Source organism: Anaeromyxobacter sp. SG66 (assembly GCF_022690805.1).
GTDB lineage: Bacteria > Myxococcota > Myxococcia > Myxococcales > Anaeromyxobacteraceae > Anaeromyxobacter > Anaeromyxobacter soli.
Genome location: NZ_JALCZC010000034.1, coordinates 1 through 14,281, shown reverse-complemented (window position 1 = coordinate 14,281; position 14,281 = coordinate 1). Strand labels below are relative to the sequence as shown.

Annotated in this window: 13 protein-coding genes; 7 read left to right on the top strand and 6 right to left on the bottom strand. The window is 76.7% G+C overall.

Features of this window, described 5'->3' with window-relative positions; all coding sequences use genetic code 11:
- Both MNZ39_RS11735 and MNZ39_RS11730 read right to left on the bottom strand, forming a co-directional pair.
- Positions 1–1,857 carry an Hsp70 family protein gene (locus MNZ39_RS11735; protein ID WP_242338612.1) on the bottom strand — a complete coding sequence of 619 codons (1,857 nt, stop codon included), beginning with the start codon at positions 1,855–1,857 and terminating at the stop codon, positions 1–3.
- Positions 1,854–2,714, bottom strand: coding sequence for a DUF2760 domain-containing protein (locus tag MNZ39_RS11730; protein WP_242338610.1), 861 nt, complete (start codon positions 2,712–2,714; stop codon positions 1,854–1,856). Before MNZ39_RS11730 ends, MNZ39_RS11735 begins: the two co-directional genes overlap by 4 nt.
- Positions 2,715–2,976: 262 nt before the next feature.
- Here MNZ39_RS11730 and MNZ39_RS11725 point away from each other — a divergent pair, with 262 nt between their 5' ends.
- Entirely contained in the window at positions 2,977–3,702 is a 726-nt protein-coding gene (locus tag MNZ39_RS11725; protein ID WP_242338608.1) for a DUF72 domain-containing protein, read from the top strand.
- Positions 3,703–3,887: 185 nt separating this feature from the next.
- Here MNZ39_RS11725 and MNZ39_RS11720 read toward each other — a convergent pair whose 3' ends face one another.
- Positions 3,888–6,485 (bottom strand): ATP-binding protein, encoded by a 2,598-nt coding sequence (locus MNZ39_RS11720; protein WP_242338606.1) that lies wholly within the window; start codon positions 6,483–6,485, stop codon positions 3,888–3,890.
- 116 nt (positions 6,486–6,601) lie between these two features.
- Between MNZ39_RS11720 and MNZ39_RS11715 the strand changes: the two genes are divergently transcribed.
- From MNZ39_RS11715 to MNZ39_RS11690, 6 genes are all read left to right on the top strand, one after another.
- Positions 6,602–6,751, top strand: a complete 150-nt coding sequence (locus tag MNZ39_RS11715) for a hypothetical protein (RefSeq protein WP_242338605.1) — start codon at positions 6,602–6,604, stop codon at positions 6,749–6,751.
- Positions 6,752–6,842: 91 nt separating this feature from the next.
- The gene (locus MNZ39_RS11710; RefSeq protein ID WP_242338603.1) at positions 6,843–7,193 is read left to right on the top strand and encodes a hypothetical protein; all 351 of its coding nucleotides are present in this window, start codon (positions 6,843–6,845) and stop codon (positions 7,191–7,193) included.
- A 14-nt stretch (positions 7,194–7,207) separates the two neighbouring features.
- Positions 7,208–8,143 (top strand): aldo/keto reductase, encoded by a 936-nt coding sequence (locus MNZ39_RS11705; RefSeq protein ID WP_242338601.1) that lies wholly within the window; start codon positions 7,208–7,210, stop codon positions 8,141–8,143.
- A gap of 163 nt (positions 8,144–8,306) precedes the next feature.
- On the top strand, positions 8,307–9,800 hold the full coding sequence (locus tag MNZ39_RS11700; protein ID WP_242338599.1) for a LysR substrate-binding domain-containing protein: 1,494 nt from the start codon (positions 8,307–8,309) through the stop codon (positions 9,798–9,800).
- The gene (locus MNZ39_RS11695) at positions 9,797–11,515 is read left to right on the top strand and encodes an ABC transporter permease (RefSeq protein WP_242338597.1); all 1,719 of its coding nucleotides are present in this window, start codon (positions 9,797–9,799) and stop codon (positions 11,513–11,515) included. Before MNZ39_RS11700 ends, MNZ39_RS11695 begins: the two co-directional genes overlap by 4 nt.
- On the top strand, positions 11,512–12,450 hold the full coding sequence (locus MNZ39_RS11690; RefSeq protein ID WP_242338595.1) for a putative selenate ABC transporter substrate-binding protein: 939 nt from the start codon (positions 11,512–11,514) through the stop codon (positions 12,448–12,450). The genes MNZ39_RS11695 and MNZ39_RS11690 overlap by 4 nt, the downstream gene beginning before the upstream one ends.
- Positions 12,451–12,485: 35 nt before the next feature.
- Here the strand turns inward: MNZ39_RS11690 and MNZ39_RS11685 are convergent, their stop codons facing one another.
- From MNZ39_RS11685 to MNZ39_RS11675, 3 genes are all read right to left on the bottom strand, one after another.
- Positions 12,486–13,436, bottom strand: coding sequence for a hypothetical protein (locus tag MNZ39_RS11685; protein ID WP_242338593.1), 951 nt, complete (start codon positions 13,434–13,436; stop codon positions 12,486–12,488).
- 23 nt (positions 13,437–13,459) lie between these two features.
- Entirely contained in the window at positions 13,460–13,801 is a 342-nt protein-coding gene (locus tag MNZ39_RS11680) for a nitrogenase-stabilizing/protective protein NifW (RefSeq protein WP_242338591.1), read from the bottom strand.
- Positions 13,798–14,281 (bottom strand): NifB/NifX family molybdenum-iron cluster-binding protein (locus MNZ39_RS11675; protein WP_305037328.1); only part of this gene is annotated, 484 nt, incomplete at its 5' end. The genes MNZ39_RS11675 and MNZ39_RS11680, both read right to left, overlap by 4 nt.

Here is a 14,281-nt window from a genome sequence, read left to right as displayed (position 1 = left end):
TCACGCCGGCGCGCCCGCCTCCGCCACGCTCGCGCCCTCCGGCGCCTTGCGCAGGTTCCACTCGAGGCGCCAGGCCTTGCCGCCGCGGTCCACGCACTCGAGCTCGAGGGTGCCGATCTCGGTCACGTGGGCGCGGAGCCGGACCGGGACGACCTCCCCCGCCGCGCGCCCGTCGGGCGGCAGCGTCGTCTCGACCGGCGTCCCCTCCTCCAGCTCCGTCTCGTCCTCGACCGCGTCGCCCGGCCGGTCCTCGCGGCGGCTCGAGGAGCCGAAGAGCCGGAACTGCACCGGCTCGCCCACGACGAGGCCCATCTCCTCGCCCGGCAGATCGGCGGTCGTCCCCTCCTCCATGCCCATCGGCGCGAGGCACACCGCGCGGATGGGAGGCGCGTGCCCCGGCACCGCGGGCGTCGCCGCCTCGACGCCGACGTAGTACGCCCGGGCGGTGCCGCCGCGGATGCGGATGCCGTGGCCGGCGCGCACGCGGCCGTAGGTCGCCGCGCCCTTCGCCACCGCGAGATCGGGATCCGCCGCCGGCAGCACCCGCGGCGGCGGCGCGCGCTCACCGGCGAGCCACCCGCCGACGACCTCGAGGAGGCGCCCGACGAGCGGCTCCGCCTTCATCACGCCGCCGTTGAAGAGGATCGCGGTGGGGTGCAGGAACGCCTCGCCGGCGAGCGGCACCGGGGCGCTCGCGCCCGCGAGGCCGGCGCGGTGGCGCGTCAGGAACGCCGCGAGGTGCCGGGTCACCGCCGGATCGGCGGCGTAGGGGAGCCCGAGGGTGGTGAGCCCCACGCGCCGCGCCGCCACGGGGGCAGCCGAGACGTCCACCCGCGGGAAGAACCCGTCCACGAGGACGTCGACGAGCTCCGCGCGCGTGAGCTCGGTCCGGAGCGCGCCCCCCACGAGCGAGGAGCCGCGGCCCGGCACGGCGACCGGCGCCGCCGCGAGGCTCTCGTCGCCGAAGAGCGCCTCCTTCGCCTGGCGGGCGCCGTGCGTGAGCGCGACGAGCTGCCAGCGGTCGAGCTTGCGGCCCTCGCGCGCGAGCTTCTCCGAGAGCGCGTGCGCGAGGGCGAGGTCCATGTTGTCGCCGCCGAGCAGGATGTGGTCGCCGACCGCCACGCGCTCGAGCCCGAGGTCCCCGCCGCGATCGACCACGGCGATGAGGCTGAAGTCGGTCGTGCCGCCGCCGAGGTCCACCACGAGGACGAGGTCGCCCGGGTGCACCGCCTCGCGCCAGCGGTCGCCCATCGCCTCGACCCACGCGTAGAGGGCGGCCTGCGGCTCCTCGAGGAGCACCACGTCCGGCAGCCCCGCCTGGCGCGCCGCCTCGACGGTCAGCTCGCGCGCCACGGCGTCGAACGAGGCCGGCACCGTGAGCGTCACCCGCTGCGCGGCGAGCGCCCGCGCCGGATCACCCTGCGCGACCGCGTGATCCCACGCGTCGCGCAGGTGCGCGAGGTAGCGCGCCGACGCGTCGAGCGGGGACACGCGCGGCACCTCCGGCGGCGCGCCCGCCGGGAGCGTCGCGGAGCGCCGGTCGACGCCCGCGTGGGACAGCCAGCTCTTCGCGGACGACACGAGCCGGATGGGCGTCTGCGCCCCGAGGCTGCGCGCGAGCTCGCCCACGGCGAACTCCGGAGGCTCGGGCGTCCACGGCAGGCGCGTCGCGCCCTCGGGCAGCTCCTCTGCGTGGGGGAGGTACAGGAACGAGGGGAGGAGCGCGCGGGGGCGCACGTCGCCCGGCCGGACGAGCTGAGGGATCTCGAACACCTCGACGGGGCCGTCGCCGTCGAGCGGCCGGTGCGCGAGCGCGGTGTGGGTCGTGCCGAGGTCGATGCCGACCGCGAGGGTCACAGCTCGACCTCGGCGGGGGCGACCAGCGTCGGATCGCCCCCGTCCTTCGCGAGCGGGAGCCGCACCTCGCGGGCGCGCCAGCCGTGGTGGCGGAGCGCGCCCTGGAACGGCGCGGCGCCCACGACGTTGCCCGTCAGCCGGATCGCGGCGGGATCGAACCCGGCAGCGACGGTGACGCGCGCGCCCTCGGGCTCCCGGAACACGGGCTCGAGGCGGAAGTACTCCTCGATGGCCCGCTTGCACCCGGCGTGAACGGTGCGCGCCGCGGCGCCGATCGAGGCGTCGGGGAAGCCGGAGAGATCCTCCTCGATGAAGTCCACGAGGCGGCCCTCTCGCTGGAGCACCGCGAGGAGCTGGAGCGCACCGCGAGGATCGGGCGCAGCGGGCGCAACGGGCGCGGCGACCGCGCGGACCGGCTCGGGGGCCTTCACCACCGCGGGGGCGGCCGGCTTCGCCGCCTCGGGCGCCACCTTCGCGCCCTCCGCCGGCCTCGGGGCCTCTACGGGCTTCGCCGTTGCGACGGGCTTCGGCGCCTCGACGCCCTTCGGCGGTTCGGCCGGCCTGGGCGGCTCGACGGTCTTCGGCAGCTCGACGGGCTTCGCCGCCGGCGCCGGGGCCGTCGCCTTCGCCTGCGGCGGTGCGCCCGCGGGCGCGGGCGGTGGCGCGGCGGGCGCGCTCGGCAGCTCCGTCACCCGCGGCGGCGTCCCCGGAGTCGGCTCGGGCAGCGGCGCGCCGGCTCGGCGCGCCTCGCGCACGCGGTAGAACGCGGCCGCCACGTCGGCCTGGAAGAGGATGGCGAAGAAGGCATAGAAGGCGAGGACGAGACGCTGGATGGGCGAGAGGTCGGGACCCTGCACGTGTGTTGCTCCGGGGAGTGGTGACGCGACCGCGGGCCGGCGCCGTCCGGCGCGAGCCCCCGAACCGCTGGAAGGCGGAGATCCGAAGAAAGCTGCACCGGCTCCGGCCCGGTGTCGAGCGTTTCGGGGGGGACCTACCGAGGGTCCAGCCGCCACCCGCCCCCCGCGGCGATCGGGCGCCTGCTCGCCAGGACGCTGCTCCGAGGGAGCCGTCCCGTCGCGAGGGGCGGCGGGGGCGCTCATCCCAGCGTATCGGAGAGCGATGCGCGTGCGCACCGGAACGAGCGGGTGGAGCTACCCCGCCTGGAAGGGGCGCTTCTACGCTCCCGCGCTCCCGGCGCGCGGGTTCCTCGGCCATTACGCCACCCGGCTCGAGACCGTCGAGGTGAACGCCACGTTCTACCGGATGCCTGTCGCGTCCACCCTCGCTCTCTGGCGCGCCCAGGTCCCCGCCGGGTTCACGTTCGCGCTCAAGGCCTCGCGGCTCATCACGCACCACAAGCGGATCGAGGGCGTCGGCGAGGAGGTGTCGCGCTTCTTCCGCGCCGCGGTGGAGCTCGGTCCTTCGCTCGGCCCGGTCCTGTTCCAGCTCCCTCCCACGTTCGAGCGGGACGTGGCGCGTCTGCGCGACCTCCTCGAGCTCGTCCCGCCAGGCGCGCGCATCGCGTTCGAGTTCCGCCACGAGAGCTGGCAGGCGGAGGACGTCCGCCGGACGCTCGCCGACGCGGGCGCGGCGCTGTGCATCGCCGACACGGACGACGCGACCACGCCGCTCGAGGCGACCGCGTCCTTCGGCTACCTGCGCCTGCGCCGCACCACCTACGGCGACGCCGAGCTCGCGGGCTGGGCGGAGCGGGTGCTCGCGCAGCGCTGGGACGAGGCGTTCGTGTTCTTCAAGCACGAGGACGCGGCGCGCGGCCCGGAGTACGCGCTCCGGATGGCCGCGCTCGTCGCGCCCGCAGAGCGGTACCCCACGGCTCATTTCTAACGGGGGCTGCGCCTGGCTGCGCCCCCGCCCCGCCGAGCGAAGCTCCGCGCGCTCGTGCGCGCGTTCCGATCGATGCCCCACCCCGACAGCCGGGTCCCGTGCGCCGCCGCGAGCGGCTTCGCCGCTTCCGCGGCGTCGCCCCGGCGGGCTCGCTTCGCTCGCCTGGTCGCGAATCAGGATAGCCGTTAGCTGATCCCGGCCGCGGCCGCGGGCCGCTCCGGGGCGTCGAGCGCGCTCCGCACGGCGCGGAGCAGGTCGTCCGGCGCGAACGGCTTCGCGAGGAAGGGAGCGTCGGCGGGCACGAGCGCGACGCCGGAGGCGTGGCGGGCATACCCGGACACGAACAGCACGCGCACCCCGGGGCGGCGCTCCTCGAGCGCGCGCGCCAGGTCCCAGCCGTTGCGGCCCGGGAGGATCACGTCCGACACGAGCAGGTGGAGCGGTCCCTGGAGCGCGTCGGCGGCGGTGAGCGCCGCCTCCGCGGAGGCCGCGTCGACGACCCGGTAGCCGGCTCCGTCGAGCGCGCGCCGCGCGACCGCCCGGATCGCGGGGTCGTCCTCGACGAGCAGGATCGTCTCGGGGCCCCCCGCCGCGGGCCCCGGGCGCAGCTCGCGCTCGGGCGCCGCCTCCTCCGCGTGCAGCGGCAGGAGGATGCGAAACTCGGAGCCCTGGCCGGGCGCCGAGCGGACGCGGATGGCGCCGCCGCTCTGCGAGACGATCCCGTACACGGTCGAGAGACCGAGGCCGGTCCCCTTCCCGAGCGGCTTCGTCGTGAAGAACGGCTCGAACACGCGCGCCCTCGTCGCGTCGTCCATGCCCACGCCGCCGTCCCGCACCGAGAGCAGCGCGACGGGCCCGGGAAGGAGCGCCCCGTCGTCGGCGCTCGGCTCGGGCGCGGCGCGCTCGTCCACCTCGATGACGACCCGGCCGCCGTCCGGCATCGCGTCGCGCGCGTTCACCGCGAGGTTCAGCACCGCGAGCTCGAGCTGGCCGGGATCGGCGACCACCGTCCCCGGCGCGCGGACGGCCACCTCGAGCGCCACGGTCTCGCCGAGGATCCGCCGCAGCATCGGCTCCATCCCGCGCACGACCCCCGCGAGGTCCACGACGCGCGGGGCGAGCCGCTGGCGGCGGCTGAAGGCGAGCAGCTGCCGGGTGAGCGTCCCCGCGCGATCCGCGGCGACGAGGATCTCGCGCACGTCGGGCTGGCTCTCGTGGCCCGGCGGGAGCGCCTCCTGGACGAGCCGCGCGAACGAGACGATGGCGGTGAGGAGGTTGTTGAAGTCGTGGGCGACTCCGCCCGCGAGCTGCCCGACCGCCTCCATCTTCTGGGAGTGGCGGAGCTGCTCCTCGAGCCGGCGCCGCTCCCCCACGTCGCGGAAGGCGAGCACGAGCCCGACGATGGCGCCGCCGTGCACGAGCGGGGAGGCGACGAACTCCGCGGGGAAGGCGCTCCCGTCGCGGCGCCGGAAGGCCTCGTCCACCCCGTGCCGGACCCTCCCGTCGCGCATCGCCGCCAGGACGCGGCACTCGGCGGCGGGGATCGGCGAGCCGTCCGGCCGGGTCGGGTGGACGACCGCGTGTCCGTCCTGGCCGAGGAGCTCCTCGACGCTCCGCCCGAGCGCGCGCGCCGCGGCGGGGTTCGCGAAGACGATGCGCCCCTCGCGGTCGACCCCCAGGATCCCCTCGTCGACGGAGTCCAGGATGAGCCGGTTCTGCCGCGAGAGCGACTCGAGCGAGTGGGCCATCTCGTCGAACGCGCCGATGAGCTGGCCGAGCTCCTCGCGCCCGGGCTCCAGGCCCACCCGCGCCGAGTAGTCGCCGGCCGCGATCCGGCGGGCCGCTGCCAGGAGGGCCCGCAGCTTGCGGACGAGGAGCCGCTCGCCGGCGATCCCCGCGGCGGCGAGCGCGAGCAGCGCGATCCCGCCGAAGGCGAGGAAGGTGCGCCGGAGGATGCGGTTCACCGGCGCGTACGCCGCGGCGATGGGGACGCCGGCCGCGGCGTGCAGCACCGCCGGCCCCGACCCCGCCCACACGTCGTGGAAGCCGTAGATCCGCTCCACGCCGTCGGGCCCGACCGCGCGGCGCGCGCGGTCCTCCATCGCTCCCGCGTGGAGCGCGGGGGGCAGCCTCGTCCCCACCTGCCTCACGTCGTACGGGCGCAGCGCGAGGATGGTCCCGTCGCGATCGAGCACCACCGCCGCCCCGCCCTCGGGGAGGTCCATGTCGTCGAGATCGCGCTGGAGCGTGGCCACGTCGAGCATCGCGATCGCGATCGCGGTGACCCGCCCCTCGTCGCTGCGCACCGGGAGCCCGAGCCCGACGCTCGGCACGCCACGCGAGCGGGAGACGCGGTACGCGCCCACCGAGAACTCGCCGGTCTCGAGCGGCACGCGGACGTTGTCGCGGTCGAGCAGGTTCACGCGCCGGCCGCCGCCGCCCCGGCAGAAGTACTCGCCGTCGAGCGCGACCACGCCGAGGTTACCGAGGTCGATCGCGTCGGCGACCAGCGGCGCGAGGTCGCGCGAGCACGCCTCGGCGTCGGCCGCGCGCACGCTCGGCAGCCGCGAGATGCCCATGAGCACCCCGCGCGCACGCTCGATCACGCGGCCGTTTCGCTCGGCGATGAGCCGCGCGATCGCGTGCGACTCCTGCTCGACTCCGGTTTCCAGCAGCCGACGATGCTCGCGCGCGGCGTAGGTCAGGATCCCGAGCGCGGGGACGACGGCGACGAGCACGAGGAACAGCAGGCGAACGCGCAGGCTCGCGAGCAACTTGGACACGGCACCCCCCCTGGAGCGCGTACATTCTGAGCGCTCGGCTCGCCGGCGCACAAGCGAGCAGCCGTGGGACACGAGGACCGGCCGCCGCCTGCGCCGGGATCGGCTAGGATGGCGGCGTGAAGCCCGACCAGCGCTCGCCTCCGGGACAGCTCCCCACGAGCGGCCCGGCGCGCGCGGCCGTCATCACCGCGCTCGTCGTGGGCGGCGTCGTCGCGCTCCTCGTGCCCGTCTTCTTCGCGGTGATGCTCTTCGGCATGCTGCGGTGAGGCGACGCGCGGGCGCCCGCCCCGTCGCCTCCCCCCCGGCGTGCGCGCCCTCCGCGGCGCGCGCATCGTGAGCCTCTCGGAGGGAGACCCCATGCACGCGAGACTCTTCGTCGCCGTCGCCCTGGTGCTCGGCGCCGCCGGCTGGACCCGGACCGCCGCCGCGCAGGGCAGCACGCCGGGCGCCGCGAGCGCCGCCCCGCGGCAGCAGCAGGAGGTGCGCGGGCGAATCGCGCACGTGGACGAGGCGCAGCGCGAGATCGTGCTCGACGCCGGCGACGCGACGACGCAGGTGAAGGTCGCGAAGGAGGCGAAGATCACGATCGACGGGTCCGCGGGGAAGTTCTCGGACCTGAAGCGCGGCGAGGAGGTACGGGCGTCGCTCGACCGGGCCGGCGACGAGCTGCAGGTCGTCCGGATAGAGGTCCTCCGCAAGCGCAAGTAGTCGGCGACGAGCGCATGGCCCACCGCTTCACGCCCCGGCGCGCGCTCGGCCGCACCGGCTTCGTCGCCACGGCCCTCGGAGCAGGTGATCTCGCCGATCGCTCCGTCCCGAAGGAGCGCTGCGTCGAGACGCTGCGGCGCGCGCTCGACGCGGGGTTGAACGTCGTCGACACCGCGCCCATGTACGAGGACGGCTACTCGGAGGAGATCGTCGGCGAGGCGCTCCGCGGCCGACGCGCGGGCGTCCTCCTCGTCGACAAGATCGACCACCTCGACCGTCCCGTCGCGCCGCAGCTGGACGAGAGCCTGCGCAGGCTCGACGTCGCGTCGGTGGACCTCCTCGTGCTCCACTCCTGCTCGGAGCCCGAGGCGTGGCGGCGCGCGAAGGCGCCCGGCGGGGCGATGGCGGAGCTCGCGGAGGAGATCGCCCGCGGGCGCGCGCGGTTCCGCGGGATCTCGTCGCACCACCCGGACGTGCTCGCCGACGCGCTCGCCTCCGGCCTGTGCGACGTGGTCATGTTCCCGGTGGGACCGTACTGCCACCCGCGCTACGTCGACGAGATCCTGCCCGCCGCGAAGGCGCGCGGCGTCGGCACCGTCTGCTTCAAGACCTTCGGCGCCGGGAAGCTCGTCGGCGACACCGAGGGCTACGGTCGCCCGCTCGCGCAGCGCCCGCGGGGGAAGGTCTCCTCCGGCGGCGCCGACACGGCCGCCCCTGCCCTGCCGCGCCTCTCCGTCGAGGAGTGCCTGCGCTACACCCTGACGCTCGACCCGGACGTGGCGCTGCTCGGCCTGTCGTTCCCGAACGAGCAGGACGCCGCGTTCGCGGCGGCGGAGGGGTTCCGGCCCATGAGCGCGGACGAGCGCGCGGACACGCGCAGGCGCGCGGCGGAGGCGATCCGCGGCAAGGGAGAGGTGTGGTGGGACCCGCGGCCTGCGCGGGAGCCGTGAGGACCGACGCGGTGGTTGCGGCGGGCGGCGGGCGCCCGATAAGACATGGTCCCATGCGCTCCCCCCTCGCCGCCCGCGTGGCCGCCGCTCCCGTGCGCCCCCTCGCGCGGCGGGACGCGGCCCCCGGACCGGACGCGCCGCGAGCCCGGCGCGCGAGCGCGCCATGAGCGAGGCGCCCGCGCCCGCTCGCGCGCCCGTGCGCGCCTCCGCCGTCCCGGTGCCCGCCCTCGCCCTCACCGGCGCCGGGAAGCGCTATGGCCGCCGCGACGCGCTGCTCCCGCTGTCGCTCGCGATCCGGGAGGGCGAGCGCGTGGCCGTCGTCGGCCCGAGCGGCGCCGGCAAGTCCACCCTGCTGCGACTGCTCGCCACCTCCCTCGCGCCGTCGTGCGGCGCGGTCGAGCTCTTCGGGCGTGACGTGGCGGGGCTCGCGCCGCGCGCGCTCCGCGCCGTCCGCGCGCGGATCGGCACCGTCCACCAGCAGCTCCACCTCGTCCCCCAGGCGAGCGTGATGCAGAACGTGGTCGCGGGGCGGCTCGGGCGCATGTCGCTCGCGCGCGCGCTCGCCGCGCTCGTCTCGCGCGCCGAGGCGGAGCGCGTCCGCGCGGTGCTCGCGGAGGTCGGCATCGCCGAGCGGCTCCACGAGCGGGTGGATCGGCTCTCCGGCGGCGAGCAGCAGCGGGTGGCGATCGCGCGGGCGCTGTATCAGGATCCCGAGATCGTCATCGCGGACGAGCCCGTCGCCTCGGTCGACCCCGCGCGCGCGGTGGAGATCGCCGCGCTGCTCGGGCGCGCGTTCGCCGGGCGCACGCTCGTCGTCTCCACCCACCGGCTCGAGCCGCTCCTCCCCATCGTCACCCGGGTGGTGGGGCTGCGCGACGGGGCGGTGGCGTTCGACGCGCCCGTCGCGGCGTTGACGCTCGACGACCTCTCGCGCCTGTATGCCTCCCGCAAGGGCGCGGCGGTGAGCCCATCCCCGGCGGCGCCCCGCACCCCGAGCCCGGCCGCGCCAGCCGGCGTCCTCGCCCTCGGCGCGTCCAACACGCCGGGCGAGTTCCTGCTGCCCGGCGCGGTCCGCGCGTTCGTGCGCGCGTACCCGGGCGTGCGGGTGAGCCTCGCGGTGAAGGACTCGGCGGAGGTGACCGCCGACCTCCTGGCGCGCCACGTGGAGGTCGGCTTCGTCGGCGCCCGCTCACCGCACCCCGAGCTCCACTTCGAGGACCTGGTCGAGGACGAGATCGTCCTCGTGGCCTCGCCCGCGCAGGAGGGGCTCCCGGCCGAGCCGATCCCTCCCGCGCTCGCCGCCCGGCTGCCGCGCGTCGAGCGCGAGGCCGGCTCCGGCACGCGCGCCGTCGTGGAGGACCACCTCGCGAACCTCGGCGTGCCGCTCGATCCCGCGGCGGTCGCGCTGGAGGTGGGGACGCTCGTGGGGCTCAAGGCGGCGGTCCTCTCGGGCGTCGGCGTGGCGTTCACCTCCCGGCTCGCCGTCCGGGAGGAGCTCGAGCGCGGGCACCTGCGCGCGCTCCGCATCGACGGGGTGCGCATCCCGAGGCGGCTCTTCGTGGCGTGGCGGCGCGACGCGACGCCGTCGCCGGCGGCGCGGCGGTTCGTCGAGGTCGCCCGGGCCGCCGTGAGGCCCGGCGCGGAGGGCGGCGCGTGAGGGCGCGGCGCCCGCCGCTCCCGGCGCTCCTCTCCTGGCCGGGGCTCGCGCTCGCGGCCGCCGTCGTCGTCTCCTATCGCATCGCGGGCGGCGATTGCGGCGCGCTCCTCGCGCCCGGGGCGCGCCAGGCGATGGCGGACTTCGCGCGCGGCTTCTGGCCGCCCGCCCACTCGGCCGCGTTTCTCTCCTCCCTCGCGCGCCCGCTCGCCGAGACGGTCGCCATCGCCCTCCTCGGCATCTCGCTCGCGCTCGCGCTCGCGGCGCCGCTCGCGTTCCTCGCGGTCTCGCCGCGCGTCCTCGCCACCCCGGGCGATCCGCCGGCCGCACCCCGCCGCGCCGCGTGGCTCGCGGCGCGCGTCCTCCTGAACCTCATGCGCTCGGTGCCCGAGCTCGTCTGGGCGCTCGTGTTCGTCCGGGCGTTCGGGATGGGGCCGCTCGCGGGGGTGCTCGCGATCGGGGTCGGCTACGCGGGGGTGCTCGGCAAGGTGATGGCCGAGATCTTCGAGTCGGCGCCGCGGGCGCCCGCCGCGGCGCTCTCCGCCGCGGGCGCGCCGCCCCTCGGCGCGTTCGCGTTCGGCGTGCTCCCGGGCTCGGTCCCGCTCCTCGCCTCCTACACGCTCTACCGGTTCGACTGCGCGCTCCGCGCCTCGGCGGTGCTCGGGCTCGTGGGCGCGGGCGGCCTCGGCGTGCAGCTCGAGCTCTCGCTCAAGATGTTCGCGTACGACGAGGTCGCCGCGATGGTGATCGCCCTGTTCGTGCTGGTCGCCGGCGTCGATCTCCTCTCCCAGCTCGTGCGCCGCCGCACCCACCGGAGCCGCGGCCTGTTCCCGCTCGGGCTCGGCGCCCTGCGCGCCCGTGCGCTCGGCCTCGCGGTCTGGGCGCTCGCCGCGTGGGGAGCGGCGCGGGTGCTCGACCTGTCCTGGCGCGACGTCCTCTCCCCCTCCGCCCTCGCGAGCGTCGGCGGCTTCGCGGCCTCGCTGTGGCCGCCCGACCTCGACCCCGCGTTCCTGCGCCAGCTCGCGCCGGCCGCGGTCGTCACCTTCGCGGTGAGCGTGCTCGGCACGGCGGTGGGCGCGCTCTTCGGGCTCCTGCTCGCGTACCCTGCGGCCCTCCGGCTCCACGTGCTCGCGGGCGGCGGCCGCCCCGCGTTCGCTCGTGGCGCGGCGCTCGCCGCCGTCGCGTGGACGGCCCGCGGCATCCTGAACCTGGGCCGGACGCTGCCCGAGCTGCTCTGGGCGCTCGTCCTCATCTTCGCGGTCGGGCTCGGCCCGTTCGCGGGGGCGCTCGCGCTCGGCGTCCACACCGCGGGCGTCCTCGGCCGCCTCTACGCGGAGGCGCTCGAGGAGGTCCCCACCGCGCCGTTCGCGGCCCTGCGGGAGGCGGGCGCGAGCGACGCGGCGGCCTCGGCGCTCGCGGTCCTGCCGCAGGCCTTCCCGCAGCTCGTCGCCTACACGCTCTACCGCTGGGAGGTGAACATCCGCGCCTCCGCGGTGCTCGGCGTCGTGGGCGCGGGCGGGTTGGGCGGGCTCCTGCACGTCTCCCTGAGCCTGTTCCACCACCACCGCACCCTCACGCTGCTGCTCGTGATCGTGCTGCTCGTCACGGCGGTCGACCTGCTCTCCGGTGCGCTTCGGCGGCGGCTCGTGGAAGGCCCTTCCGAGCGCGCCGAGGAAGGCCCCGAGCCGGCGGTCCCGGCGGTGGTGGACGCGTGGTGAAGGACCTTCCCGTCGTCGTCGTCGTCCCGGAACCCTCGTCCGGCGCGAGGCAGTCCGCCGCGCGCCAGGAGCCTTCCATGCACCTGCAAAGTCTCGGCCGCCTCCTCGCCCTCGTCCTCCCGCTCCTCCCGCTCTCCGCCGCGGGCGCGGAGCCGCTCCGCGTCTCCGCCATCCCCGACGAGTCGCCCACCGAGCTCCTGCGCAAGTTCGAGCCGCTCGGGAAGTACCTCGAGGCGGCCGTCGGCCGGCCGGTGAAGTTCACCCCGGTGACGGACTACGCCGCCACGGTCGAGGGCCTCGCCGCCGGCAAGCTCGACCTCGTCTGGTACGGCGGCTTCACGTTCGTCCAGGCCCGCCGCCGCACCGGCACCGCCATCCCGCTCGTGCAGCGCGAGGAGGACGCCCGCTTCCACTCCAAGATCATCGTCTCCGCCGCCTCGAAGGCGCAGAGGCTCCAGGACCTGAAGGGCGCGACCTTCGCGTTCGGCTCGGTGAGCTCCACCTCCGGCCACCTCATGCCCCGCTACTTCCTGCTCCAGAACGGCCTCGACCCCGACAAGGACTTCGCGAAGGTCGCCTACTCCGGCGCGCACGACGTGACCGCGAAGTGGGTCGAGGCCGGCAAGGTGGACGCGGGCGCGCTCAACGAGTCCATCTGGCAGCGCCTCCTCGACGAGAAGAAGATCGATCCCACCAAGGTCCGCGTGCTGTGGACCACGCCCGAGTTCCACGACTACAGCTGGACGGTCCGCGGCGACCTCGATCCGAAGGTCGTCGAGCAGCTCCGCGCCGCCTTCCTCGCGCTCGACTACGCGAACCCCGAGCACCGGAAGATCCTGGACCTCCAGCGCACGAAGAAGTTCATCCCGACGGCGCCCGGGAACTACGCGGCGATCGAGCAGGCAGCGCGCGCGGCGGGGCTCCTGAAGGACTGAGCGGGGCCCCGTCTCGTCCGCCCGAGCTCGAGCGCTCACCCCGGATCGAGCCCGAGGATCCACCCCTCCACCGCGCGCGCCTCCTGCTCGGGCTCGAACAGCGCGGTCCGGCCGAGCACCACGTCGAGCATCCCGAGCAGCGCGACCACCGCGTCGAACGCGTCCTCGCCGTCCGGGCGGCGACCGAACCCCTCCGCGAGCTGGGTGGACAGCCGGCGCGAGGCGGAGACCCCCGCCGCCCGGAGCCAGCGCCCGAGCGCGGCGCAGGCGGCGAGCCGTGAGGCCGGATCGCGCTTCGAGACCGGCGCGGCGCTCAGGCGGCGCCACGCGTCGGCCGGGTAGATCTCCGCGAGCACCACCGCGCCGGGTCGCAGCAGCGTCGCGAGCTCGCCCTGGAACGGCCAGATCGCGGCGCGGGCGTCGCGGAGCGCGGGCAGGACGACGTCACGCCAGCCTGCGAGCGCGGCCTTTCCGACCTGCTTCCCGCCCACGGTCCAGAAGAGCGCCTCCGCCGCGCGCCGCCCCGGGCGGGCGCGGTCGCAGGCACGCCGGAGCGCGTCGAAGCCCGGCACCCCGAGCGCGGCGCAGAGCTCCGCCTGCCGGACCACGCCGGCGCGGCGGGCGCGCTCCGGATAGAACGGTCTGTGAAGCGTGATCTCGGCGGCGGTCGCGGCGGGCGTGAAGAACGCCTCGTAGGGCGGCGCGCCCAGGCCGGGCGCCCACGCGAGGAAGGAGTCCGCCCCGACGCGCGCGGCGTACGCCGCGGGGACGCCGATCGGGAGGTCGAGGCCGAGGAGCGCGCGCCGCCGCGCCCCGGCCCGGCGCGCGAGCCGCGCGACGAGCGTCTCGGCTCGACCGACCGGGCGCGCCCCTCCCGCGCGCCAGCGGCCGTCGGCGCCGCGCTGCGCGAGGGCGAGCCAGCGCTTCCGCTCGCTCACGCTCCAGTCGGCGGCGGCGAGGAGGTCGACCGGAAGCGGGGCGGGCACCCCGCGGTTCTAGTCCGGCGGCCTCACTCACGCCTTCCGAGCTTCACCGGCCGCGCCCCGCGGAGCACGCCGAAGTCCCCGGACTCGAGCGGCGTCGACCGGGCGAAGAGCGCGTGCGCCTCCCGCAGCGCGGCGCGCAGGGCGGCCCGCCGCTCTCCCTCGCTCGCGGCGGGGCGCTCGAGGAGGAAGGCCTGCATCGCGAGCCCGAAGCGTTTCATGAGGTGGAGCCGGCTCACCGCGAGCACGCGCGAGTCGAACGGCACGCCGAGCGCCGCGAAGAAGTCCTCCGCCGACTCGAGCCCCTCGAGCTCCGGCAGCCCCGGCAGCGCCGCGCCGGGGGCCTCCTCCTTCTCGCGCGGGCTCACGCGACCTCCGCGCGCGGCGCCGCCGCGACCGCCGGCGGGGCGTCCACCTCGCCGAGGGCGACTCGCGCCGCGAAGCCCTCGAACCAGGCGAGCGCCGCCGCCTCGATCGGGCGGAACGCCTGCTCCGTCACCGGCTCGATGCCCGCGGCGGCGAGCTGCTCCCTGGGGCAGCGCCCGACCTTGGCGACGAGCACCGCGCGGCACCCCTCGAGCGCGCGCAGCATCGTCGCGAGCGCGTCCTCCTCCCCCTCCCCGCCGACGCAGTACCGGTCCACCGCGCGCCGCCCGACGAGGCGCGCGCCGGCGCGGCTCACGTCGTAGACGAGCAGCTCGCGGGCGTGCCCGAAGTGCTCGTCCACCTGGCCGCCGGTGCGCGTCGCGACGGCGATGCGCGCCGAGAGCCCCGCGGGCACGGCCGAGACGCGGTCGAGCGCGGCGTCGCGCGCCTCGGCGGCGCGCGCGCGGACGCGCGCGACGGCC

What these genes read in the sequence shown, in the direction of transcription:
- MNZ39_RS11725 (WP_242338608.1), top strand. Translation starts at nt 2,977, where the DNA reads ATGCGCGTGCGCACCGGAACGAGCGGGTGGAGCTACCCCGCCTGGAAG.
- MNZ39_RS11710 (WP_242338603.1), top strand. Translation starts at nt 6,843, where the DNA reads ATGCACGCGAGACTCTTCGTCGCCGTCGCCCTGGTGCTCGGCGCCGCC.
- MNZ39_RS11705 (WP_242338601.1), top strand. Translation starts at nt 7,208, where the DNA reads ATGGCCCACCGCTTCACGCCCCGGCGCGCGCTCGGCCGCACCGGCTTC.
- MNZ39_RS11700 (WP_242338599.1), top strand. Translation starts at nt 8,307, where the DNA reads ATGAGCGAGGCGCCCGCGCCCGCTCGCGCGCCCGTGCGCGCCTCCGCC.